General features: G+C 65.1%; 19 protein-coding genes. 12 read left to right on the forward strand and 7 right to left on the reverse strand.

Annotation, left to right across the window (positions count from 1 at the left end; all coding sequences use genetic code 11):
* Positions 1-11 precede the first annotated feature (11 nt).
* The 3 genes from ACVI1L_RS26350 to ACVI1L_RS26360 all read left to right on the forward strand — a co-directional run bounded on the left by ACVI1L_RS26350 (position 12) and on the right by ACVI1L_RS26360 (position 3,777).
* Positions 12-554, forward strand: coding sequence for a PRC-barrel domain-containing protein (locus ACVI1L_RS26350; protein WP_168857915.1), 543 nt, complete (start codon positions 12-14; stop codon positions 552-554).
* Between the two features lie 88 nt (positions 555-642).
* The gene (locus ACVI1L_RS26355; protein ID WP_456784258.1) at positions 643-1,881 is read left to right on the forward strand and encodes an MFS transporter; all 1,239 of its coding nucleotides are present in this window, start codon (positions 643-645) and stop codon (positions 1,879-1,881) included.
* Between the two features lie 264 nt (positions 1,882-2,145).
* Positions 2,146-3,777 carry a L,D-transpeptidase gene (locus tag ACVI1L_RS26360; protein WP_057017530.1) on the forward strand — a complete coding sequence of 544 codons (1,632 nt, stop codon included), beginning with the start codon at positions 2,146-2,148 and terminating at the stop codon, positions 3,775-3,777.
* Between the two features lie 111 nt (positions 3,778-3,888).
* On the opposite strand, the gene ACVI1L_RS26365 is transcribed toward ACVI1L_RS26360, so the two are convergent.
* Positions 3,889-4,947: a class I SAM-dependent methyltransferase gene (locus tag ACVI1L_RS26365; protein ID WP_057017529.1), complete on the reverse strand. Its 1,059-nt coding sequence runs from the start codon at positions 4,945-4,947 to the stop codon at positions 3,889-3,891.
* A gap of 180 nt (positions 4,948-5,127) precedes the next feature.
* Complete coding sequence (gene glgA / locus ACVI1L_RS26370) at positions 5,128-6,555, reverse strand: glycogen synthase GlgA (RefSeq protein ID WP_057017576.1); 1,428 nt, start codon at positions 6,553-6,555, stop codon at positions 5,128-5,130.
* Positions 6,556-6,708: 153 nt separating this feature from the next.
* Between glgA and ACVI1L_RS26375 the strand changes: the two genes are divergently transcribed.
* The 8 genes from ACVI1L_RS26375 to ACVI1L_RS26410 all read left to right on the forward strand — a co-directional run bounded on the left by ACVI1L_RS26375 (position 6,709) and on the right by ACVI1L_RS26410 (position 15,711).
* On the forward strand, positions 6,709-7,941 hold the full coding sequence (locus tag ACVI1L_RS26375) for a CaiB/BaiF CoA transferase family protein (protein WP_057017528.1): 1,233 nt from the start codon (positions 6,709-6,711) through the stop codon (positions 7,939-7,941).
* Between the two features lie 117 nt (positions 7,942-8,058).
* The gene (locus ACVI1L_RS26380) at positions 8,059-9,600 is read left to right on the forward strand and encodes an ABC transporter substrate-binding protein (RefSeq protein ID WP_456784259.1); all 1,542 of its coding nucleotides are present in this window, start codon (positions 8,059-8,061) and stop codon (positions 9,598-9,600) included.
* Positions 9,601-9,606: 6 nt separating this feature from the next.
* Positions 9,607-10,557 carry an ABC transporter permease gene (locus ACVI1L_RS26385; protein WP_057017526.1) on the forward strand — a complete coding sequence of 317 codons (951 nt, stop codon included), beginning with the start codon at positions 9,607-9,609 and terminating at the stop codon, positions 10,555-10,557.
* On the forward strand, positions 10,544-11,416 hold the full coding sequence (locus tag ACVI1L_RS26390) for an ABC transporter permease (RefSeq protein WP_076827031.1): 873 nt from the start codon (positions 10,544-10,546) through the stop codon (positions 11,414-11,416). Before ACVI1L_RS26385 ends, ACVI1L_RS26390 begins: the two co-directional genes overlap by 14 nt.
* Positions 11,413-12,399: an ABC transporter ATP-binding protein gene (locus ACVI1L_RS26395; protein WP_057017524.1), complete on the forward strand. Its 987-nt coding sequence runs from the start codon at positions 11,413-11,415 to the stop codon at positions 12,397-12,399. Before ACVI1L_RS26390 ends, ACVI1L_RS26395 begins: the two co-directional genes overlap by 4 nt.
* The gene (locus ACVI1L_RS26400; protein ID WP_057017523.1) at positions 12,396-13,364 is read left to right on the forward strand and encodes an ABC transporter ATP-binding protein; all 969 of its coding nucleotides are present in this window, start codon (positions 12,396-12,398) and stop codon (positions 13,362-13,364) included. Before ACVI1L_RS26395 ends, ACVI1L_RS26400 begins: the two co-directional genes overlap by 4 nt.
* 84 nt (positions 13,365-13,448) lie before the next feature.
* Positions 13,449-14,519 carry an alcohol dehydrogenase gene (locus ACVI1L_RS26405; RefSeq protein ID WP_057017522.1) on the forward strand — a complete coding sequence of 357 codons (1,071 nt, stop codon included), beginning with the start codon at positions 13,449-13,451 and terminating at the stop codon, positions 14,517-14,519.
* A 109-nt stretch (positions 14,520-14,628) separates the two neighbouring features.
* Positions 14,629-15,711 carry an isocitrate/isopropylmalate dehydrogenase family protein gene (locus tag ACVI1L_RS26410; protein ID WP_076827029.1) on the forward strand — a complete coding sequence of 361 codons (1,083 nt, stop codon included), beginning with the start codon at positions 14,629-14,631 and terminating at the stop codon, positions 15,709-15,711.
* A gap of 39 nt (positions 15,712-15,750) precedes the next feature.
* Here ACVI1L_RS26410 and ACVI1L_RS26415 read toward each other — a convergent pair whose 3' ends face one another.
* Both ACVI1L_RS26415 and ACVI1L_RS26420 read right to left on the reverse strand, forming a co-directional pair.
* Positions 15,751-16,068 (reverse strand): hypothetical protein, encoded by a 318-nt coding sequence (locus ACVI1L_RS26415; protein WP_456784260.1) that lies wholly within the window; start codon positions 16,066-16,068, stop codon positions 15,751-15,753.
* A gap of 521 nt (positions 16,069-16,589) precedes the next feature.
* Positions 16,590-16,985 carry a helix-turn-helix domain-containing protein gene (locus tag ACVI1L_RS26420; protein ID WP_016844123.1) on the reverse strand — a complete coding sequence of 132 codons (396 nt, stop codon included), beginning with the start codon at positions 16,983-16,985 and terminating at the stop codon, positions 16,590-16,592.
* Positions 16,986-17,549: 564 nt separating this feature from the next.
* Here ACVI1L_RS26420 and ACVI1L_RS26425 point away from each other — a divergent pair.
* Positions 17,550-17,864, forward strand: a complete 315-nt coding sequence (locus ACVI1L_RS26425) for a hypothetical protein (RefSeq protein WP_156436237.1) — start codon at positions 17,550-17,552, stop codon at positions 17,862-17,864.
* Between the two features lie 51 nt (positions 17,865-17,915).
* Here the strand turns inward: ACVI1L_RS26425 and ACVI1L_RS26430 are convergent, their stop codons facing one another.
* The 3 genes from ACVI1L_RS26430 to ACVI1L_RS26440 all read right to left on the reverse strand — a co-directional run bounded on the left by ACVI1L_RS26430 (position 17,916) and on the right by ACVI1L_RS26440 (position 22,289).
* Positions 17,916-19,235, reverse strand: a complete 1,320-nt coding sequence (locus ACVI1L_RS26430) for a dicarboxylate/amino acid:cation symporter (protein ID WP_057017518.1) — start codon at positions 19,233-19,235, stop codon at positions 17,916-17,918.
* 87 nt (positions 19,236-19,322) lie between these two features.
* On the reverse strand, positions 19,323-20,831 hold the full coding sequence (locus tag ACVI1L_RS26435) for a sensor histidine kinase (RefSeq protein WP_456784261.1): 1,509 nt from the start codon (positions 20,829-20,831) through the stop codon (positions 19,323-19,325).
* Positions 20,832-21,014: 183 nt separating this feature from the next.
* Positions 21,015-22,289, reverse strand: a complete 1,275-nt coding sequence (locus ACVI1L_RS26440; protein ID WP_456784262.1) for a serine hydrolase domain-containing protein — start codon at positions 22,287-22,289, stop codon at positions 21,015-21,017.
* Positions 22,290-22,456: the final 167 nt, after the last annotated feature.

Below are 22,456 nucleotides of genomic sequence, written 5' to 3' on the forward strand. Positions count from 1 at the left end.
TGCGTCCGAGGATGATGATGATGCTGGTCGCAGCGGCGCTGCTGGCATGCGCGGGTGTCCGGGCCGCCGACGACGAAGCGCCGGCGCCTGCACCATCGCCGCCGGCAGCCCAGGCGCCGCCAGCAGCCTCTGCGACGCCGAAGGAGCAGGCGAAGGAGCCCTCAAAGGAATCGTCCAAGGAACCGTCCAAGGAACCGTCGCCGCCGCCGTCGGTGACCGTGATCGGTGCTCGCGATGCGCACGGCATTCTCGGGCGCGACGTTCGCAGTTCCGCCAATGAGAACATGGGCCGTATCGTCGACGTCATTGTCGACCGCGACGGCAAGGTCCGCGCCGCAGTGATCGATTTCGGCGGCTTCCTCGGCGTCGGCAGCCGCAAGATCGTGGTCGATTGGAACGCGCTGCGTTTCGCCGGTGTTTCCAGCAAGAGCGACAGCATCACGCTGGACCTCAACAAGCAGCAGGTGAGCGCTGCGCCCGAGTACAAGGAAGATACGCCGCTGATCGTGCTGGGCGCGGCGGGAAGCCTGCATCCATGGGATTACGAACATTAGGGGGGTAGAGCTGGTCGCGCGTCCGAACTCTTCTTTAGAGACGGTTGGCGACGATCGTGGCGAGCGATCAGCCGGCAGCACCAACGTTGTGTCAATTGTCCCCGATCAGCCCACTCCGGAGGAACCGCGCGGGCCGTCGCGGGAAAGCCAGCGCGGCCTCGACTGGTTCATCTTCTTCCTGGCCGACGTGCAGACCGGCTTCGGCCCGTTCGTCGCGGTCTATCTGACGACGCAGAAATGGACCCAGGTCGAGATCGGCTTCGTGCTCTCGATCGGCGGCATTATCGGACTCTTGGGCCAGATGCCCGGCGGAGCGATCGTCGATGCGGCGCGCTCCGAGCGGGTCGTTGCGGGCTGTGCGGTGGCCGCGATTGGCGCCAGCGCGTTGGCCTACGCGCTCTGGCCGATCTTTCCCGTGGTGACGCTCGCCGCGACGCTGCACGCGCTCGCGAGCTGCGTGCTCGGTCCGGCGATCGCCGCGATCAGCCTCGGCCTGGTCGGGCCGCTTGCGATCGGCGAGCGGCTCGGCCGCAATGCGCGCTTCGCCTCGCTCGGCAGCGGCTCGGCCGCAGCACTGATGGGCGCCTGCGGCTATCTGCTGTCGAGCCGCTCGGTGTTCCTCGTCACCTTCATCCTGGCGATCCCGACGCTGTTGTCGCTGGCCCGGATCCGCGAGCGCGAGATCGACATCGCGCAGGCCCATGGCGAGGTGAAACGGGAAGTCCCCGACAAGCGCGCCACCAGCGTCGTCGGCCTGGTGCGGCAGCGGCCGCTCTTGATCTTCGCCGGCGCGATGATGCTGTTCCAGCTCGCCAATGCCGCGATGCTGCCCCTGATGGCGGGCGTGGTGACGACCCGGTCGAGCCAATGGGCGCCGGTTCTGATCGCGGCCTGCATCATTGTGCCGCAGGCGATCGTCGCGCTTTCCTCGCCGTCGGTCGGCCGCAAGGCCCAGACCTGGGGGCGGCGGCCGCTGTTGTTGATCGCATTCGCCGCGCTGGCGATCCGCGGCCTGTTGTTCGCGACGGTGCGTGACCCCTATGTGCTGGTCATGGTGCAGATTTTCGACGGCATCACCGCGGCGATCTTCAGCGTAATGGTGCCGCTGATCGTGGCCGACATCGCCTTCGGCAGCGGCCATTTCAACCTGGCGCAGGGCATTGTCGGCACCGCGGTCGGCATTGGCGCGTCGCTCAGCACGGTGCTGGCCGGCTATGTCAGCGACAAGCTCGGCAGCAGCACGGCCTTCATGGGCCTCGCCGGGATCGCCGCATTCGGGCTGTTCGTGATCTGGCTGGTGATGCCGGAGACGCGGCGGACGGCATGATGGCAGGGCGCAACCGCGGCACCATTGGCTGCCACCGACCAGACCCGGGATGCGGCTACCGGCCGGTTTTGCTGCGCGGCACCCTTTCTCCTGCATGTGCCGTCATATATGAGTGAATACATAAGTGATTTGCTGCTGGAACGAGTCCGATGGTCCCCAGGAGCGAGTTCGCGCGTTGGACCGTGGCGGCGATTAATCAATCCAAAATCGCGGTCTGGTACGGGGTTGACGGAGCGCGGGCAGGCATTTCGACCGAGGAGCGGCATGGTACATCGAACGACGACGGCGCAAACCACCGGAGCGATGCGGCGTTGGGGCCAACCCGCCTTTGTGACTTTCGCAGCGATGGTCACACTTGCGTCACTGACCGGTGGCGTCGCGGCGAAAGAGCAGCGTCCCGCGGCAGCCGTCGAGGCGACCGCGCCGCGCACCGCTGGCGAGCCGATCATGGCGATCGTGTCGATCAAGGCCCAGAAGGTGACGCTCTACGACGCCGAGGGCTGGATCTACCGTGCGCCGGTCTCGAGCGGCGTCAAGGGACGCGAGACGCCGGCCGGCGTCTTTGCGCTGATCGAGAAGGACAAGGACCACCACTCGACCCTGTATGACGATGCCTGGATGCCCAACATGCAGCGCATCACCTGGAACGGCATCGCGCTGCATGGCGGGCCGCTGCCGGGATATGCGGCCTCGCACGGCTGCGTCCGGATGCCCTACGATTTTGCCGAGAAGCTGTTCGACAAGACCCGGATCGGGATGCGGGTGATCATCGCGCCGAACGACCCGGCCCCGGTCGATTTCACCCATCCGGCACTGTTCGTGCCGAACGCGCAAGCCATTGCGGCAGCTCCGGCGCGCGCCGAGAAGCTCAGCCGCGAGGCCGCGGATGCCGCCAAGGCAGCCGACGAGGCGAAGAAGGCTTCGATAGCCGCGACCAAGGAGGCCGCACTGTTCACACCGGCGTCGCTGCGCAAATTGCAACAGATCAAGACCCGTGCCGATGCTGCGGTTGCGTTGGCCGACAAGACGCTCGCCGCGGCCAAGACCGACCAGGCCAAGGCGCGCGCCGAGGATCTGAAGCAGAAGGCGGTGGCCAAGGCCGCGGAAGCGACCACGCAGTTCGAGGCCGCCCAGGGCGACGCCAAGCCGAAGCTCGACGCCGCAGCCGCCGCCAAGGACGCCACCAAGGCGGCCGAGACCAGGAAAGCCGATACCCAGAAGGCGGCGACCGAGGCGAAGCTCGCGCTGGAGCCGGTGTCCGTCTACATCAGCCGCGCGACGCAGAAGCTTTACGTTCGGCGCAACACCCACAAGCCGTGGGCTGATGGCGGCGAAGTGTTCGACTCGAGCATCGAGGTTCCAGTCACGATTCGCGATCCGGACAAACCGATCGGCACGCACATCTACACGGCGATGGCACGCAACGACGCGGGCGGTCTGCGCTGGACCGAGGTGTCGATCGACGACGGCGACAGCGCCAGGAACGCGCTCGACCGCATCACCATCCCGCAGGATGTGCTGGATCGCATCGCGCCGACCGCCGTTGCGCGCTCTTCGATCATCATCTCGGACGAGCCATTGAGCGCCGAGACCAACTATCGCACCGAATTCGTCGCCGTTCTGAGCAACCAGCCTCAGGGCGGTTTCATCACGCGCAAGCCGACCCGGCCCATGATGACCGACGACATGGTTGCGAGCAGAGACGACGACGGTTTCGGCTTCTTCTATCAGCGCAGCTGGAATCCCCAATCGGGCACCCAATACGGTACTCCGTATGGCAGTCCCCAATACAGCAATCCTCAGTACGGCAATCCCCAGATTTACGGTAATCCGCAAGCGGCCAATCCGCGCCGGCGCGGCGGCCAGTACTTCTGGCAATCGCAACAGGACTGGTAGCGGGGCGTCGAGGACGCAGGCCGCAACGAGCGGCCGGGGCGTGAGATCAGCATTGCAGCGTTGGGCGGCGGCGTGATGTCGCCGCCCAATCGCATTGTGCGGTTGCCCGTCTTACGGGCGAGCTTCCAGGATCAGGTTGAACGGCGTTTCCGCGGCGCGGCGGAACCGCGAGAAGCCGCCCTGGCGCGCCACCTCGCGCAGTCTTGCCTCTCCGGCCTGCGCGCCGAGCGCGAGCCCGACCTCCTGGTCCAGCGACGCCGGCGTGCAGATCATCGTCGAGGCGGCGTAGTAGACGCGCCCGATCGGATTGAGGTTGTCCTCCAGCCGGTCGTTGGCGAACGGCTCGATCAGCATGCAGGTGCCGTCGTCGGCGAGGGTGGAGCGGGTATGCTTGAGGGCGCCGACCGGATCGCCCATGTCGTGCAGGCAGTCGAAGAAGCACACCAGGTCATAGCCCTTGGCCGGGAATGTCTTGGCGGAATGCGTTTCGAAATGAACGCGGTCCGACAATCCCGCCTCCCGCGCGGACTTCCGCGCCGCCTCGATCGAGCCCTCGTGATAATCGAAGCCGTAGAAGGTTGATTTTGGAAACGCCTCCGCCATCAATCGCGTCGAGACGCCGTGCCCGCAGCCGACGTCGGCGACGACGGCGCCTTTCTTCAGCTTGTCGACGACGCCCTCGAGCGCCGGCAGCCATTCCTGCACCAGATAGTGCTTGTAGCTGGTGCGGAAGAAGCGGGCGGTGCCGCAGAACAGGCACTCGCTGCGCCTGTTCCAGCCGACGCCTTTGCCGGTCTTGAAGGCGTCGGTAATTTTTGGCTCATCGAGAAAGGTCGCGCCGACCAGGCTTCCGACGGCGCCGAGGAAGACCGGGCTGTCCTCGTCGGCCAGCGCGAGCGCCTGCTCGGGCAGCATCGAGAATTTTCCGGATGCCTTGTCGTACTCGATGTAGCCGGAGGCCGCCTGCGCCGACAGCCACTCCTGGATGTAGCGCTCGGCCGTTCCCGTTGCCTTGGCCAGGGCCGCGGCATTCATCGGCCCGCCCTGCGCGAGGGCCCTGTACAGCCCGAGCTTGTCGCCCAGCAGCATCAACGAGGCATTCATCGCCGCGCCGACATCGCCGATCATCTTTCCCATGAATGAATTGAGGCGCTCTTCGTTGACGTCCATGATGTTCCTCCATCGCAATCGCGTTTGGGCAAAAGTCATCATTCGCAATTTCACGCATGCGTCGTCGTCCAGCCGTGTGGCGACGTGATTGCCTGAAAGGTTCGGTGCAATGACCCGATTGTTACCGGGCCGGTGGGATCCCACAGCCGCCCGGCTTCACAAGCCCGCGAGGCGAGCCGCCTACGCCATCACGCGCGGCATGATCAGCCTTTTGTACAGCGCTCCGTAGCAGGCGGCCGACAGGTCCCAGCTGTAGGACTTGGCCATCGCGCTGGAGCGCATGGCGTTGAGCCGGTCCTTGGCGCGGTAGGCGTCGAAGGCGCGCCTGACGCCGCCGAGGAAGGATTCCGCCGACGGCTGCGCGAACAGGAAGCCGGTCTCGCCGTCGGCGATGGTTTCCGCAAGCCCGCCGGTCTGGTGGCCGATCGGCAGCGAGCCGAAGCGCTGCGCATACATCTGGCTGAGGCCGCAGGGCTCGAAGCGCGACGGCATCAGGGTGAAATCGCTGCCGGCGAAGATTCGGCGCGCCTGCCCATCGTTGAAGCCGATGATCACGCCGATCGCATCGGGCCGGCGGCGATGCGCGGCCACCAGCGCATCCTCGATGGCCGGCTCGCCGCTGCCGGTGACGACGATCTGTCCGCCGTCCCTGACGATCTCGTCGGCGGCCGACAGCACGAGGTCGACGCCTTTCTGATGCACGAGGCGGGCGACGAGGCCAAAGATCGGCCCGCGCGAGACCGCAAGGCCGAACTGGCGGCGGACATAGTCGGCGTTGGCCTGCTTGCCCTTCCAGTCGCCGGAGCCGAACGGCTGTGCGAGCTGCGCGCAATGGCGCGGATCCCAACTCTCGTCGATGCCGTTCAGGATGCCGGTCAGCTGGTCGGCGTCGGAGCGCACGCGGAGCAGGCCTTCCAGACCGCAGCCGAGCTCCGCGGTTGTGATCTCCCTGGCGTAGGTCGCGCTGACCGTGGTCAGATGCGAGGCGTAGACGAGGCCGCCCTTGAGGAAGGAGAGCTTGTCGTAGAACTCCAGCCCGTCGATGTGGAATGAGCTTTCCGGTGCGCCGATCCGCCGCAGCGAGTCCTTCGGAAACAGGCCCTGATAGGCGAGATTGTGGATGGTGAGGATCGACGGAATCCGCGCGTTGCGCCAGGCGAGGTAGGCCGGTGTGAGCGCCGCCTGCCAATCGTTGGCGTGTACGAGGTCCGCTGCCCAATTCTTGTCCAGCATCCCGGCTGCAAGTTCGGCAGCGGCGGAGGCAAAGCGGCCGAAGCGGATGTCGTTGTCGGGCCAGTCGCGGCCGGACTCATCGCCATAGGGATTGCCCGGCCTCTCGTAGAGTTGCGGGCACAGCAGCACATAGACCGGAAGTCCGTCCCTGGTCGACGCAAGCCCGAGCGTGCAGGCCGGCATCTCGGCGAGCGCTCGGCATTGCCCAACGATTTCAATATGCGTGAACTGTTCGACCACATCCCGGTAGCCGGGAAGCATGATCCTGACGTCGCTCCACGGGCGGAGCGCCCGTGGAAGGGCGGCGGAAACGGCGGCGAGCCCGCCCACGCGGACGAAATCGTCCATCTCCGTCGTGACGAATAAGACCTTCAACAAGCGCCCTCGTTCCAGCCCGTGACATGGCTATGCAAGATCGGGTCCAATCTGCCTTTGAGTAAAATGCAAGACGGCCCGCGCTCCCGGTCTGGACGAGACGCTTTCCTGCCAGGGCGGCTCACTTTAGGGTCACGCGACGCCGAACAACCAATGACGAAGGTGGAGGAAGCCTTGCCGACGACCATAGCCGCTGACGATGAGGGGAATTTGACACGGAGCTTCGACGGCCTTCGCGTGCTCGATTTTTCGACCACGATCGCCGGACCTCATTGCACGCGGATGCTCGCCGACATGGGCGCGGAGGTGATCAAGATCGAGCCCGCCGAGGGCGAGACGATGCGGACGCGGCCGCCGGTGCGCAACAATTGCTCGACGGCGTTCGGCCAGCTCAATATCGGCAAGAACAGCCTCGTGCTCGACCTGAAGTCGCCGGCGGGCGTCGAAGCCGTGCGCCGGCTGATCGCCACCGCCGACGTGCTGGTGGAGAATTTCCGTCCCGGCGTGATGCGGCGGCTGAAGCTCGACTATGCCTCTATCCGCGACATCAATCCAAAACTGATCTTTTGCTCGATCTCCGGCTACGGTCAGACCGGCCCGTCGGCGGAATTGCCGGCCTATGCACCGGTGATCCATGCCGCCTCGGGCTACGAGATGGCGCATCTCGCCTACCAACCGGGCCGCAGCCGGCCGGACTATTGCGGCATCTACCACGCCGATGTGCTGACCGGCGTCTACGCCTTCGGTGCGATCTCGGCGGCGCTCTACCAGCGCGCCGCCAGCGGCAAGGGCCAGCACATCGACGTCTCGATGCTGGAATCGATGCTGAGCCTGACCCTGAACGAGTTGCAATGGTCGCAATTCGAGGTGAAGCAAACCCAGCGCCCGATGTTCGGCCCGATCGAGACCACCGACGGCTACGTGATGGTGGCGATCGCCAGCGAGAAGACGTTCCAGAACCTGATGCAGGTGATCGGTCGTCCCGATTGGGTGTCCGATCCGCGCTTCGCCAAATATGCCGATCGGCGGGAGAACTGGGCGGGCCTGATGGAGGGCGTGGAGGCGTGGTCGCGCTCGGTCAGCACGCAGGCCTGCCTTGCCGCGCTCAACGAGTATGGCGTGCCGTCATCGGCCTATCGCACCGTGCGCGAGGCGCTCGCCGATCCGCAAATCGCCCATCGCGGCGCGCTGGCCGAGGTTGCGGACGGCGGCGGCAGCTTCAAGGTGCTCAATCTGCCATTCCGCATGTCAGGCGCCACGGTCGGTGCGCGCAAGCGGATGTCGACGCTCGGCGAGCACACGCTGTCCTATCTGAAGGAGATCGGGCTCTCCGAGGATCAGATCGCAGGCTTCGCAGCGCAACCGGCGAAGACGGCGCGTCATTAAGCCTGCGGCTTTTCATCCGCATTACGGTCTTGTCGCGCGCGGCGATTCCGGACAATCTGCCGCCCAACAGACGACGATCCGGAACACCGGACGTCGCCCACCTGGGAGGGAGCATTGATGAAGCTGGTCGGGCGCGCGCACGCCGTTGCGCGCATATTTCTTGTGGCGGGATTCAGTGCCGCGGCATTCGCTGCATCGGCCAATGCGCAGAAGCTGGGCGGCACGCTCAACGTTGGCCAGGAACTCGACATTCCCGGCTTCGACCCGCTCAAGGTCGGCGTCTACGACACCTCAGCCAATACCGCGGCGGCCGCAATCTTCGACACGCTGACCACACTCGACGACAAGGGCGAGGTGAAGCCGAAGCTCGCGCTGTCATGGGAGCATTCGGAAGACTTCAAGACCTGGACCATCAAGCTGCGGCCAGGCGTCAAATTCCATGACGGCACGCCATTCAACGCGCAGGCGGTGAAGGAGAATTTCGACCGCCAGAAGGATCCCGCCAACAAATGCCGTTGCGCCTTCTACATCACGAACATCATCAGCGTGAACCCGGTCGACGACCTGACGGTGGTCTATAATTTCAGCGACCCGGCCGTGAACTTCCCGGCGACGCAGACCATTCAAAGCTCCAACAACGTCATGCAGTCGCCGACCGCATGGAAGACCAAGGGCGACGACTACAACCGCAACCCGGTCGGCACCGGTCCCTACATCCTGAAGTCCTGGACCGCCGGCGACCGCATGGTGCTCGAGAAGAACCCGGACTACTGGAACAAGGGCAAGCCGTATCTCGACCGCATCGTCCTGAAGCCCTTGCCGGATGCACAGTCGCGCTTTGCCTCGCTGCAATCGGGCGAGGCCGACATCATCTGGGACGACGAAGCCGATGCCGACAACATCATCAGGGCGCGCAAGGACACGAGCCTGACCGTGCATACCTATGAAGGCTCGGGGGCTGCGGTCGCTGCCTTCAACACCAAGATCCCGCCGTTCGACGACGTGCGCGTGCGCCAGGCGCTGGTGATGGCGCTCGACCGCACGAAGATGTCGCAGGCGATTACCAATGGCCTGGCGCGACCGGCCAGCAATCCCTACGGCGACGGGTCCTGGGTGAAGTGCAAGGATGACGGCGCGCTGCCCTACGATGTCGAAAAGGCCAAGGCGTTGATCAAGGATTACGGCAAGCCGGTCGAATTCAAGATGCTGGTCACGGCGACGCCGCGCGGCCGCACCGGCGGCCAGGTGCTGCAGCAATTCTGGAAGCGCATCGGCGCCAACATGGAGATCGAGCAGGTCGATCAGGCAACCATTCCGCCGCGCGCCTTCATGCGCCAGTTCCAGCTCACGCCGTGGCGCATCGTCGATCTCGCCGATCCCGATCCGCAGATGTACGCCAATTTCCACACCGGCAGCCCGGTGGCGCTCGCGAACTACTCCAATCCAGAGCTGGACCGGTTGCTGGAGCATGCGCGGACCACGGCCGACGTCGCCCAGCGCACCGAGGACTATTGCGCGATCAGCCGCCTGATCAACAAGGAAGCAATCTGGTTCTGGACTTTCCAGAACACCTACTACGCAATATCGAGCGCGAAGGTGAAGGGCGTGCCGAAGATGTTCAACGGGGTGCTCGACGTCTCCGACGCCTGGAAGGAATAGCCTTTCATGCTGTTCTTCGTCGCGCGCAGGCTCCTGTACCTGGTACCGGTGCTGATCGCGGTCTCGGTCCTGACTTTCGTGATCGCCTCGCTGTTGCCCGGCGATCTGGCCTATGTGATCCTCGGCGACCAGGCGACGCCGGAGAACGTCGCGGCCCTGCGTCACGATATGGGGCTCGATCAGCCGATCTGGCTGCGCTACCTCGGCTGGCTGTGGCACATCCTGCAGGGTGATTTCGGACGATCCTTCCGCACCGGGCAGACGGTGCTGCAGGCTGTCAGCGACCGCGTCCCGGTCTCGTTCGAGCTGATGATCCTGGCCGAGCTGATCGGGCTCGCGATCGGCGTGCCGCTGGCGATCGCCTGCGCGGCCAAGGCGGGCAGCGCGTTCGACCGCTTCATGACCGGCTCGGCCTTCGGCATGCTGTCGGTGCCGACCTTCCTGTCCGCGATCCTGCTGATCTATCTGTTTGCGGTCGAGCTGCGCCTGCTGCCGGCGACTGGCTACGTGCCGTTCACCGAGGACCCGGTCGCCAATCTGCGCTTCATGGTGCTGCCGGCGTTGACGCTCGGGCTTGCGGAATGGCCGGGCATCATGCGCGTGCTGCGCTCCGACATGATCGCGGCGCTGCAAGAGGACTACATCGCGCTCGCCAAGGCGAAGGGCCTCAAGCCGTCGCGCATCCTGTTCGTGCACGCACTGAAGCCGTCGTCGCTGACGCTCGTCACCATCACCGGCATCAATATCGGCCGCCTGATCGGTGGCGCCGTCATCGTCGAGTCGATCTTCGCCTTGCCGGGGATCGGCCGCCTCCTGGTCGGCGCGATCTATACCCGCGATCTGATCATCCTGCAGGGCGTGGTGCTGCTGGTTGCCGCGGGCTTCGTGATCATGAATTTCATCGTCGACATGCTCTACGCCCTTCTCGATCCGAGGATCCGCCATGGCCACGCTTGAGCTCAGCCTCGAGGAAGAGGCCGGTGCGACGCCGGCTCGGCGCCGCCGCGGGCTCGGCATGCTGTTCTGGATCGCGATCGGCTGGATGACGCTGGTGTTCACGGTCGCGATCTTTGCCGACCTGCTGCCGCTGCCGAGCCCGACCGACATGGACATGCTGGAGCGGCGGGCGCCGATCTCCGCCGAGCATTGGCTCGGCACCGACGGTCTCGGCCGTGACGAGCTGTCGCGGCTGATCTATGGCGCGCGCATCTCGCTGATCGTCGGTCTCTGCGCACCGATGATCGGTGTCACGATCGGCGGCGCGCTCGGCATGCTCGCGGGCTATTTCCGCGGCCGTTTCGAATCCTTCGTGGTCGGCAGCATGGACGTGCTGCTGGCGTTCCCGCCGCTGATCCTGGCGCTTGCGGTCACCGCCTACCTCGGCCAGTCGATCTTCAATCTGACCTGCATCCTCGGCGTGCTCGGCATTCCAGCCTTCATGCGGGTGGCGCGGGCGGCGACCTTGTCGCTGGCGCGGCGCGAATTCGTCATCGCGGCGCAGGCGCTCGGCGCCACGCATGCGCGCATCCTGCTGCGCGAGCTGCTGCCCAATGTGATGCTGCCGCTGCTCGCCTTCTTCCTGCTCGGCGTCGCCGTCACCATCGTGGTCGAGGGCTCGCTGTCGTTCCTCGGCCTCGGCGTGCCGCCGCCGATCTCGAGCTGGGGCAGCATGATCGGGGAGGGGCGTGAGAGCCTCGAGGTGGCGCCGCGGCTCGCCTTCATTCCGGCGATCGCGATGTTCCTGACCGTGCTCTCGTTCAACCTGATCGGCGATACGATGCGTGCGCTGACCGATCCCAGGCAGGGGGCGCTATGAGCCGGACGCTGCTCTCGGTCGAGAATGCGGTGGTCGACCTGCCGACGCCGCGCGGCAATCTGCGGGCGGTGGATCATGTCGATCTCGCCGTCGGCGCCGGCAGGACGCTCGGCATCGTCGGCGAGTCCGGGTGCGGCAAGACCATGCTGTCGCGCGCGATCCTTCAGCTGCTGCCCAAGAAGGCGAAACTGTCCGGCCGCGTGATGTTCGACGGGCAGGATCTGACGAAACTGCCGGCGGAGAAATTGCGCAAGCTGCGCGGCCGCTCGCTCGCGGTCGTGTTCCAGGACCCGATGACCTCGCTCAATCCGGTGCTGACCATCGGCACCCAGCTGATCGAGACCATTGTGGAACATCTCGAGCTCGATCTCGCCGAGGCCCGGCAGCGCAGCATCGAACTGTTGGCGGCGGTCGGCATTCCCGCGCCCGAGCAGCGCCTCGCGCAATATCCGCACCAGCTCTCCGGTGGCATGCGCCAGCGCGTCGCGATTGCGGTGGCACTGTCCTGCGAGCCACAGCTCCTGATCGCGGACGAGCCGACCACCGCGCTCGACGTCACGATCCAGGCGCAGATCCTCGATCTCCTGGCGCGCGAGCAGCAGCGCCGTCACATGGCGATGATCATCATCACGCATGACCTCGGCGTGGTCGCCGGCCGCACCGACGAGGTCGCGGTGATGTATGCCGGACGCGTCGTCGAACGCGCGCCGACGCCTGCCTTGTTCAAGCAGATGCGGATGCCCTACACCGAGGCGCTGCTCGCCGCGCTGCCGAAGCTCGACGTCGCGCCGCATACGCCGCTGCCGGCGATTTCGGGGCGGCCGCCCGATCCGACCCGGCCGCTCAAGGGCTGCTCGTTCTCGCCGCGCTGCCGCTATTCCGCGGAGCGCTGCGGCGCGGAGAAGCCGCAGCTCAGCCGGGCCGAAACGCCGGAGCATCTCTACGCCTGCTTCCATCCGATCACCGCGGGGGTCCGCGCATGATGCTGCAGGCAGCACCCGATCCGCTGATGAAGGTGGAAAACCTCGTCGTCGAATATTCGGTGGGAGGCAAGACCATCCATGCCGTCTCCGATGTCAGTCTCGAGATCGCGCGCGGCGAGACGCTGGGGCTGGTCGGCGAATCCGGCTGCGGCAAGTCCACCCTTGGCCGCGCGGTGCTGCAGTTGCGCCAGGCCGTCTCCGGCAAGGTGCTGTTCGATGGGCACGATCTCACCACACTGAAGGGCGAGCCACTGCGCAAGATGCGCCGGCGCGTGCAGCTGATCTTCCAGGACCCGATTGCCTCGCTCAATCCGCGGCGGCGGATCGGCGACATCGTCGCCGAGCCGCTGGTGATCGCGGGCGTCAAGGATCCCGAGGAACGCCGGCGGCGCGTCAGTGACGTGCTGTCGGCGGTCGGCCTCGATCCGGCGCTGGTGAGCGGACGCCTGCCGCATGAATTCTCCGGCGGACAATGCCAGCGCATCTGCATCGCCCGCTCGCTGGTGCTCAATCCGGAATTCGTGATCTGCGACGAGCCGGTGTCCGCGCTCGATGTCTCGATCCGCGCCCAGATCCTCAATCTGCTGGAGGAGATGAAGGCGCGCTACGGCCTGACCCTGCTATTCATCGCCCACGACCTCGCCGTGGTGAAGGCAGTCTCAGATCGCGTCGCGGTGATGTATCTCGGCCGGCTCTGCGAGGTCGGCCCGTCGGAGCAGTTGTTTGCACGGCCGGCGCATCCCTATACCGCGCTGCTGATCGAGGCGATCCCGGTGCCGGATCCGGATGTCCGCCCGACCCAGAGCGTGCCGGTCGGCGAGCCGCCGTCGCCGATCGCGCCGCCCTCCGGCTGCCGCTTCCGCACCCGTTGCCCGCGGGCCGACGCGCGCTGCGCCAGCGAAGTGCCGGAACTGCGCGTGGTTGCGCCCGGCCAGTTCGCGGCTTGCCATCATCCCCTGATCTAAATATCCGGAGGCCGACACCGCGTTTGTCCCGGACGGGCAGGCGTGGCAAGGTCCGCCGCAAGAACAAGCTACGGGAGAACAGCGATGAAGAGTTTCCAGGTCGTCGATTTCAACGCCCCCTTGAAGGAGGTCGATCAGCCGACGCCACAGCCGTCGGGCACGCAGGTGCTGATCAAGGTCAAGGCCGCCGGCGTCTGCCACAGCGACCTGCATATCTGGGAGGGCGGCTATGATCTCGGCCACGGCCGCAAGCCGCTGTCCCTGAAGGATCGCGGCGTCTCGCTGCCGCGCACGATGGGCCATGAGACGGTCGGCGAGATCGTGGCCTTCGGGCCCGACGTCAGGGACGCCGACAAGGGCGGCCTCAAGGTCGGCGATATCGCGCTGGCCTATCCCTGGCTCGGCTGCGGCAAATGCCCGACCTGCCTCGGCGGCGACGAGAACATGTGCGCGATCAAGCCGAATGCGCTCGGTGTCTATTGCGACGGCGGCTACGCCGACCACATGACGGTGCCGCATCCGAAGTATCTGCTCAACCTCAAGGGGCTCGATCCCGTCACGGCCGCGCCCTATGCCTGCTCCGGTGTCACGACCTACAGCGCGCTGAAGAAGGTCGAGAAGGATCTCGACACACCGATCGTGATCTTCGGCGCCGGCGGTCTCGGGCTGATGGCGCTCTCACTGTTGAAGGCGATGGGCGGCAAGGGTGCGATCGTGGTCGATATCGACGCCAGGAAGCGTGAGGCGGCCGAAGCCGCCGGCGCGCTCGCGACCGTCGACGGCAAGGCGCCCGACGCGCTGGAACAGCTTGTCAAGAAGGCCGGCCAGCCGATCCGTGCCGCGATCGATCTGGTCGGCAACGCCCAGACCTCGCAGCTCGGCTTCGACTGCCTGACCAAGGGCGGCAAGCTCGTGATCGTCGGCCTGTTCGGCGGCGGCGCGCCCTGGGCGCTGCCGCTGATCCCGATCAAGGCGGTCACCATCCAGGGCAGCTATGTCGGCAATCTGCGCGAGACCCAGGAGCTGCTCGACCTGGTGCGGACCAAGAAGATTCCGGCGATCCCGGTCACGCCGATGCCGCTGGCAAAGGCGAACGAGGCGCTGACCAATCTGCAGAAGGGCCAGCTGGTCGGCCGCGCGGTGCTGACGCCGTAGTCTCCCTTCCGTCATTCCGGGGCACGCGAAGCGTGAACCCGGAATCTCGAGATTCCGGGTTCGATGCTCCGCATCGCCCCGGAATGACTGTTGTGCTCCGGAGAATCTCATGTCGGCCAACAACGCACTCCACATCGCCGTCCTCGGTGGCGATGGCATCGGCCCCGAGGTGATGGCGCCGGCGCTCGACGTGCTGCGCAAGATCGAGGCGTCGGCCGGTCTCAAATTTCGCTTCACCGAGGCGCCGGCCGGCGCGGGCCATTACAAGGAAACCGGCAAGTCGATGCCGGAGAGCACGATCCGGCTGTGCGAGGAGGCCGACGCGATCCTGCTCGGAGCCTGCGGCCTGCCGTCGGTGCGCTACCCCGACAACACCGAGATCGCGCCGCAGATCGAGTTGCGCATGATCTTCGATCTCTACGCCGGCGTGCGGCCCGCGCGGTTGATCCCCGGCGTATCGAGCACGATCGTCGGCGCCGACCAGCGGGGTATCGACCTCGTCGTGATCAGGGAATCGACCGAGGGCCTGTTCGCCTCGATGGGCAAGGGCGTCGTCACCGACAGCGAGGCGCGCGAGACGATGGTGATCACGCGCCACACCTCCGAGCGGCTGTTCGAGTTCTCGTTCCGGCTCGCCGAACGCCGCAAGGCGCGCGGCAAGGTCAATGGCGGGCTGACCTGCGTCGACAAGGCGAACGTGTTCAAGGCGTTCGCATTCTTCCGGAACATCTTCGACGAGACTGCGAGGCGTCATCCCGACGTCAGGGCTGACCACCTCTACATCGATGCGGCCGCGGCTGCGCTGGTGAAGCGTCCGTGGGACTTCGACGTCATGGTGACCGAGAACATGTTCGGCGACATCCTGTCCGATCTCACCGCCGGTCTGATCGGCGGCATGGGCATGGCGCCGTCAGCCGACATCGGCGACCGCTACGCGGTGTTTCAGCCGTGTCATGGCACGGCGCCCGACATCATGGGGCAGGGCAAGGCCAATCCGACCGCGATGATCCTGTCGGCCGCGATGATGCTGGACTGGCTCGCCGACAAGCATGGACTCGAAAGCGCCGCCGAAGCCGGCGAACGGATCGAGCGCGCGGTCGACAAGGTCTACGCCGACGGCATCAAGCCGTTTGAGTTCGGCGGCAGCAACGGCACGACCGATGTCGCGAAGGCGGTATTGGCAGCGCTCTAGCGCGGAAGGGTGAGGGGGCCGAAGCCCCCTCGCTGATGATTAGCGATGGTGTCCGCCGTGATGGCCACCATGATGTCCGCCGTGATGAGGGCGGTGCCCGTAATGATGCGGGCGATGGTGGAATTGCGGACGATGATGCCATCCGTGATGGCGCGGTCCGTAGTAGCCGTATGCGCCCGGTCGCCAATAGCAGCGGCCCCAGCGATCGCAGACCTGGCGCACCTTGTCGACATTGGACGTTTCGCCCGCGATGTGACCGGCTTGCGGAGGCCCGTTGGGAATCGCGGATGCCGCGCCGGACATCAACGCTGCGCTTCCAAGCGCGGCGAGTCCAATAACGGCAAGCTTGATATTCATCGAGATCTCCTTGGTTGAAGCCTGAGAACGTCCATGCGGGCCACTTCGTTGCTGCGACAAAAAAGACAAGCTCGTGCACTTGGTTCTGGCGGCGCCGGTTCAACTGAGGAAATGCGGGAGTTATGAGGTCGCCTGATGTGCGGGCGACAATTCGCCGCGCGACAGAATAGGGACGCATTGCGCGCGCATGCGCTGCGCGAGATCGGCAGTCGAAGCGCGAGCTGAAAAGAGCGGCGCGCATGCGCGGCTACCTGCGCGAAGATCATGCTCACGTGGAGCGGCGGGATCATGACGCGATGCTCGTCGCCGCTTCATGACCGCGCATCCGGCGGTACTGAAGCTATCCGCCTGGATCACAAAATCTTGAAAGACAGCCGCGCCTCAAGAAAAAGCGCTACCATCGGCGATGGCAGCGCTTCGACGTCTTCCTGGCCCGACCGGCGTGTGCAGCCGCAGCGGCCGGTGACCGGCCGTTGCGGTGTGGTGGGATCGCGTTCGCGGCGACGCGACCCGATCCGCGCTCAGTCTTCGTTGGCGGCGATCGATTCCATCAGCGACACCAGCTGACGTTGCACCGTCTGATCCTTGATCTTGCTGTAGGCGCGCAGCAACCGGAGGCTGAACGCGCTGTCGAGGAACAGCAGGCTCTCGACTTCGCGGGCCTTATTGTCGCCGTCGTAGAAGAAGGTGACCGGCACATCCAGCGCGGTCGCGATCTGTTGAAGGCGGGCAGCGCCGACACGGTTGACGCCCTTCTCGTACTTTTGAACCTGCTGGAAGCTGACGCCAAGCTTGTCGCCGAGTTCGGCCTGCGAGATCTTTTGCTCGACACGGCGCAGGCGAATCCGCTTGCCCAACTCAATGTCCGGCTTGCCGGCACTGCGCTGCTTCATCTTCTTTGCTGCTGATCTGTTCATTCTTGTGACCCGTCCTTCAAATCGAGAATCCCTGGCCCGGCTGGGTCAGGGACACGTTCATGATGTACCGCGTTAAGCTCGAGTGGATCGCCAGTTCGTCTGAACTACGAAATCCAGGAAGATCGCGGGATGGTATCCAAACGCAAACGCGCAAGGAAACACCCTAGTACCGACTCGGTCGACTACCTGAAGTCGACCGCGCCAAGGTGTCTGTCGACACCCCGCCCTCTACATTTGGCAAAATATTGACCAAACCACAACTAGCGCGAGTTTGATCGACACAGATTTTGCGCACATGCATAATAGGCGTCAATGCACAGCGCCCGTAGTTCTACGGGCCACTATATTGTACGGGCGTCGTTGCACGGATGCAACCCCAGCTAGTGCAGCCTGAGGTCGAGAAGGGGCCGGCGGGTGCTTGACTGAATCATCCGATTTGCAAGAGTTTGACGTAAGTCCAAGTCAGGCTTTCGGAATGTTGCTGGACAATTGCCCAAAAGTTCTCAATCATCTGGAACAAATGTGTGCCTACGACAAGCCGGCGAACTCTGGCGGGAGGGGCCAATGAAGCGAAAGAGGGGAACGCCTCGACTCTACCTCGCGGCTTCGGGAGTTGAAGATATGCCGGTCGCAAACACGGAAGAACGGTTGCTGGCGCTGCTTGCAACGCTGGAGGAATGTCAGGCGTTCCTGACCGACCGGGCGAACACGGAGACGGCACGGCTGTTGTCCCTCGCCATCCTCGAGCTTCGGATGGAGCTCCACAAGGTGACGGATTCCGAGCTGAAGGCCCTCTGTGACATGATCGCTTCGGATGAGCCCGTGCTGGAACAATCGACGGCCCGGCAACTGCCGCCGTATTTGAGGCTGATCAAGTAAGTCAGCGCCCCGCGCCACGCGCGGGACGCCGCTCGGCTTGGGGCGCGCGGCTCAGCCCGCGGTCACGTCAACCGCCTCGGCGCCTTCGAGCACGCGACGGGCCTTGTCGCGGTCGAGGTCACCTTCCCATGCCGCGACCACGACGGTGGCCACGCAGTTGCCGATCAAATTGCCGACTGCGCGCGCCATACCGATGAACCAGTCGACCGAGAGCACCAGCACGAGGCCAATCGCCGGGATGCTCGGCACGGCGTTGAGCGTCGCCGCCAGGATGACGATCGCCGAGCCGGGCACGCCATGCGCACCTTTCGAGGTGATCAGCGACACGCCGAGCACCAGCATCAGGTCGCCGAACGACAGCGGCGTGTTGGTCGCCTGCGCGATGAACACGACCGCAAGCGTCAGGTAGATCGAGAAGGCGTCGAGGTTGAAGGAATAGCCGGTCGGAATCACGAGGCCAACCACCGAATCCTTGACGCCGAAACGCTCCAGCTTGCGCATCACCTGCGGCAGCACCGCGTCGGACGATGCGGTTGCGACCACGATCATCAGCTCCTCGCGCAGGTAGCCGAGGAATTTGAGGATGTTGATGCCGGCGAGCGCCATCACGGCGCCGAGCACGCCGAGCACGAAGATCGCGACCGACACGTAGAACAGCGCGACCAGCGAGAGCAGCTGCTTCAGCGAGCCGACGCCGTATTTGCCGACCGTATAGGCGACGGCGCCGAGCACGCCGATCGGCGCGAAGCGCACGATCAGGCCCATGGCGCGGAACAGCACGGTCGAGACCGCGTCGATGAAGGAGGAGATTTTCTCGCCCTTCTCGCCGCCGACCAGCGCCAGGCTGACGCCGAAGATGATGGCGAAGAACAAAACCTGCAGCACGTCGTTGCGCGACAGCGCGTCGAACGAGGTGGTCGGAATGATGTTGAGCAGGAAGCTGCCGATGCCTTCGCCCTTCAGCTTCTGCGCGTTGTTGGCATAGTTGCCGAGCGCCTTGGCATCCAGCGTCGAGGTGTCGATGTTCATGCCGTGGCCGGGGCCGAACAGATAGGCGAGCAGCAGGCCGACCACGAGCGCAACCGTCGTCATCGCCTCGAAATAGACCAGCGCCTTGACGCCGACCCGGCCGACCTTCTTGAGGTCGCCGGCACCCGCAATGCCGTGCACGACGACGCAGAACACGATCGGCGCCACGATCATCGAGATCAGCTTCAGGAAGGCATCGCTGAAGATCTTCAACCCGATCGCGAAATCGGGCGCGGCCATGCCGATGACGATGCCGAGCAGCAGCGCGACGAGCACCTGCACGAACAGTGATGTGTAAAGCGGCTTGCGCGCAACTGTCGCTTCCGCTGCGATGGTCGACATGACTTCCCCCTGTTTCTGGCCGGCCGAACCCGCCAATCATAGCAACTTGCGTGCCAAGATGTCGCAGGATCGGCCACTCCTGTCGGGTCAGCCGTCGATTTCGAGAGTGCTGGTCACGGTGTAGACGACGCCGTGGGGCAGGAAATCCACGGTGGCCTCGCCACCTAGCTGGTCGCGGGCGCTGCGCTCGATCAGCCGGGAGCCGAAGCCACGCTGGACCGGCGCGGTGACCTGTGGGCCGCCGGTTTCGGTCCAGATCATGCGCAGCTTCGGTCCGGGGCTCTCGTTGAGGATTTCCCAGTCCAGCGTCACCGTGCCGGTGTCGTTGGACAGTGCGCCATATTTGGCGGCGTTGGTCGCCATCTCATGGAGGATCATTGACAGCACCAAGGCAAGCCGGGGCGACAGCGGCACGCGGGGGCCGAACATCCTGACCCGCTCGGACGTGTTCAAGAGGTAGGGCCGCAGCACGCGGCTGACGACGTCCTGGAAGTCGGAGCCCTGCCAGTTGTCGGTGGAGAGCAGATTGTGCGCCTCCGCCAGCGCGCCGAGCCGCCCCTCGAACTTGTCGCGCTCGGTGCGGCTTGCGCTGCGGAAGGTCTGCGTGGCGATCGATTGCAGGATCGCCAGCGTGTTCTTGACGCGGTGGTTGAGCTCTTCGATCAGCAGGTCGTGCAGCATCTCGCCGCGCGCGATCGTGGTTGCCATCCGCACCGCAAAGCCGAGCCCGACCAGCAGCAGGATGCCGCCGATCACGCTGGTGATCGCCAGCGAGCGCCACAGCGGCGCCACCAGCGAGTTCTCGGCGATCCCCGCGGCGACGGTCCAGCCGGTGACGCGCGACCTGGTGAAACCGGTGATCAGCGCCACGCCCTCCAGCGACACGGTCGGCAGCGTCGCCTCGCCGCGGCGGAACATCTCGGCAAACAGCGATGGCGAGGCGCGCTGGCCGATGGTCGCCTGCGGATTTGGCACCCGCGCGAGGTTGACGCCGTCGCTGCCGAAGATCGAGATGGTCCAGTCCTGGTTGAGGCGCTGCTTCTCGATGATGGCCTGGAACACCTCGATCGGCGGGCTGAAGGAGATGTCGTAGAGCACCTCACCGTCGCGCATCACCGGTACCTCGACGGTGATGATCAGCCGCTGCTTCACCGCGCCGAAGAACAGGTTGGAGTATTGCGGCTGCCGCGTCGCGAACACCTTCTCGAGGATCTCGAGATTGTTGCGCGGCGGCAGGCTCGCGGTGTCCGGCGTCAGCGAGGAGAACACCTGGCGTCCGGCGCGGTCTGCCACCAGCACCACGCCTTCCTTGCCGTACTGGTCGATGAAACCGACCGCGACGCGGCGGAAGTTGTCGAAGTCGCTGTTGCGCAGCGAGTTGGTCAGGGCCAGCACCTGCAGCCCGCCGGTCATGCGCTGCATTTCCGCATCGAGCAGCAGACGGATGCTGCGCGCCGTCTCCAGCACGCGCTGCGTGGCCGCCTGACGATCCCGCTGATAATTGTGGAAGACGATCCCGACCGCGAAGATGATCAGCGGCAACATCGTTCCCGCGACCAGAAGCGCGAGACGGACTGGCAATGTCAGTTTCGGCACGAAGTCCCCGGGTCGGTGCCCATTCGCTGCGAGCTTAGGGGAGGCGGGAAAAATTCGCCAAAGGAAATAGTTTTATATCAGAAAGGTTCCGCGGCGCCCAAAGCATGATCCGGAAAAGTGTGAAGCGGTTTTCCGAAAGGATCATGCTCGAACGAGGAGTGTGCGCCGCGCAATGACGTCGTGTCAGAGATTGCTCTCGGTGATCGCGGCGTAGACCATGGTGCGCAGCTCGCGCCGCAGCGGATAGGCGCTCGACGGCAGCACCTGGGTCATGAAGATCGTGATCAGCTCCTCGGCCGGGTCGATGAAGAACGACGTCGTCGCGGCGCCGCCCCAGTTGAATTCGCCCGGGCTGCCGGCGATCAGCGTCTGCGACGGGTGCATGGTGACGGCGAAGCCGAGGCCGAAGCCGATGCCGTTATAGGCGGCTTCGGCGAACATCGAGCGCGACATCGCCGGCAGGTCGACGCCGCCGGGCAGATGGTTCGAGGTCATCAGCTTCAGCGTCTTCGGGCCGAGCAGCCTGACGCCGCCGAGCTCGCCGCCATTGAGCAGCGTCCGGCAGAAGGTCAGGTAGTCGGCCGCGGTCGAGCACAGTCCGCCGCCGCCCGAGATCAGCGAAGGCGGCGCCAGGAACGAGCTGGTGGTCGGATCGTCCTGCAGCGTCAGTGTGCCCTTGCGCTCGGCGGCGAGCGGGTTGAAGCCGCCCTGCGGATCGGCGGAATAGCAGGCGGCAAACCGATGCGCCTTGTCGGCCGGCACGAAGAAATCCGTGTCGTTCATGCCGAGCGGCTTGAAGATGCGCTCCTTCAGGAATTGCTCGAACGGCTGGCCGGAGATCTTGCCGACGAGATAACCGAGCACGTCGGTCGAGACCGAGTAGTTCCAGGCTTCGCCCGGCGAGAACTCCAGCGGGATCTTCGCCAGGTCCTCGATCATGCCGTCGAGCGTGCCGGCCTTGATGACCTCGCCGATCTTCTTCTCGCGATAGGCCGCGTCGACATTGGAGCGCTGCTGGAAGCCGTAAGTGAGGCCCGAGGTGTGACGCAAGAGGTCGACGATCTGCATCGGCCGCGTCGGTGGGCGGGTCAGGAAGGCGGGCGCGGTGCCGGCGACGAATACGCCGAGGTTCTTCCATTCCGGAATATATTTCGCGACCGGCTCGTCGAGCGCGACCTTGCCTTCCTCGACCAGCATCATGAAGGCGACTGATGTGATCGGCTTGGTCATCGAATAGATGCGGAAGATGGTGTCGTCCTTGACCGGCGCCTTGCGCTCGAGATCGGCAAAGCCCTGGACCGTGGAATGCACGATCTTGCCGCGGCGATAGATCAGGACCTGCGTGCTGGGAAAACGGCCGGCATCGATGTAGCGGCTCTTCAGATGCGCTTCGAGACGGTTGAGGGCAGTGGTCGACATTCCCGCGGATTCGGGCGAGGCAGGCGTGGGGGCTAGCATCAGGCATTTCTCCGGCTTGCAAGGCAGCCTTGATAGCCGAAAAGTGTCTGCTGCACCAATCCGCTGCCGCTTACCGGCCTTGAGCTGGTGGTGTACCGTCGCCCTTGCAATCGCGCCCCCCAAGGGGCCCAAAGTATCTGCCAAGGTATCCGTCAAGGGAAACGCCG

Source organism: Bradyrhizobium sp. USDA 4516 (assembly GCF_054055915.1).

Bases quoted from the DNA above. Each gene is read 5' to 3' on its own strand.
- ACVI1L_RS26405 (WP_057017522.1), top strand. From the start codon at position 13,449: ATGAAGAGTTTCCAGGTCGTCGATTTCAACGCCCCCTTGAAGGAGGTC.
- ACVI1L_RS26390 (WP_076827031.1), top strand. From the start codon at position 10,544: ATGGCCACGCTTGAGCTCAGCCTCGAGGAAGAGGCCGGTGCGACGCCG.
- ACVI1L_RS26385 (WP_057017526.1), top strand. From the start codon at position 9,607: ATGCTGTTCTTCGTCGCGCGCAGGCTCCTGTACCTGGTACCGGTGCTG.
- ACVI1L_RS26430 (WP_057017518.1), bottom strand. From the start codon at position 19,235: ATGTCGACCATCGCAGCGGAAGCGACAGTTGCGCGCAAGCCGCTTTAC.
- ACVI1L_RS26410 (WP_076827029.1), top strand. From the start codon at position 14,629: ATGTCGGCCAACAACGCACTCCACATCGCCGTCCTCGGTGGCGATGGC.
- ACVI1L_RS26360 (WP_057017530.1), top strand. From the start codon at position 2,146: ATGGTACATCGAACGACGACGGCGCAAACCACCGGAGCGATGCGGCGT.
- ACVI1L_RS26420 (WP_016844123.1), bottom strand. From the start codon at position 16,985: ATGAACAGATCAGCAGCAAAGAAGATGAAGCAGCGCAGTGCCGGCAAG.
- ACVI1L_RS26350 (WP_168857915.1), top strand. From the start codon at position 12: ATGATGATGATGCTGGTCGCAGCGGCGCTGCTGGCATGCGCGGGTGTC.
- ACVI1L_RS26375 (WP_057017528.1), top strand. From the start codon at position 6,709: ATGACGAAGGTGGAGGAAGCCTTGCCGACGACCATAGCCGCTGACGAT.
- ACVI1L_RS26415 (WP_456784260.1), bottom strand. From the start codon at position 16,068: ATGAATATCAAGCTTGCCGTTATTGGACTCGCCGCGCTTGGAAGCGCA.
- ACVI1L_RS26440 (WP_456784262.1), bottom strand. From the start codon at position 22,289: ATGCTAGCCCCCACGCCTGCCTCGCCCGAATCCGCGGGAATGTCGACC.
- ACVI1L_RS26400 (WP_057017523.1), top strand. From the start codon at position 12,396: ATGATGCTGCAGGCAGCACCCGATCCGCTGATGAAGGTGGAAAACCTC.
- ACVI1L_RS26380 (WP_456784259.1), top strand. From the start codon at position 8,059: ATGAAGCTGGTCGGGCGCGCGCACGCCGTTGCGCGCATATTTCTTGTG.
- ACVI1L_RS26365 (WP_057017529.1), bottom strand. From the start codon at position 4,947: ATGGACGTCAACGAAGAGCGCCTCAATTCATTCATGGGAAAGATGATC.
- ACVI1L_RS26425 (WP_156436237.1), top strand. From the start codon at position 17,550: ATGAAGCGAAAGAGGGGAACGCCTCGACTCTACCTCGCGGCTTCGGGA.
- ACVI1L_RS26395 (WP_057017524.1), top strand. From the start codon at position 11,413: ATGAGCCGGACGCTGCTCTCGGTCGAGAATGCGGTGGTCGACCTGCCG.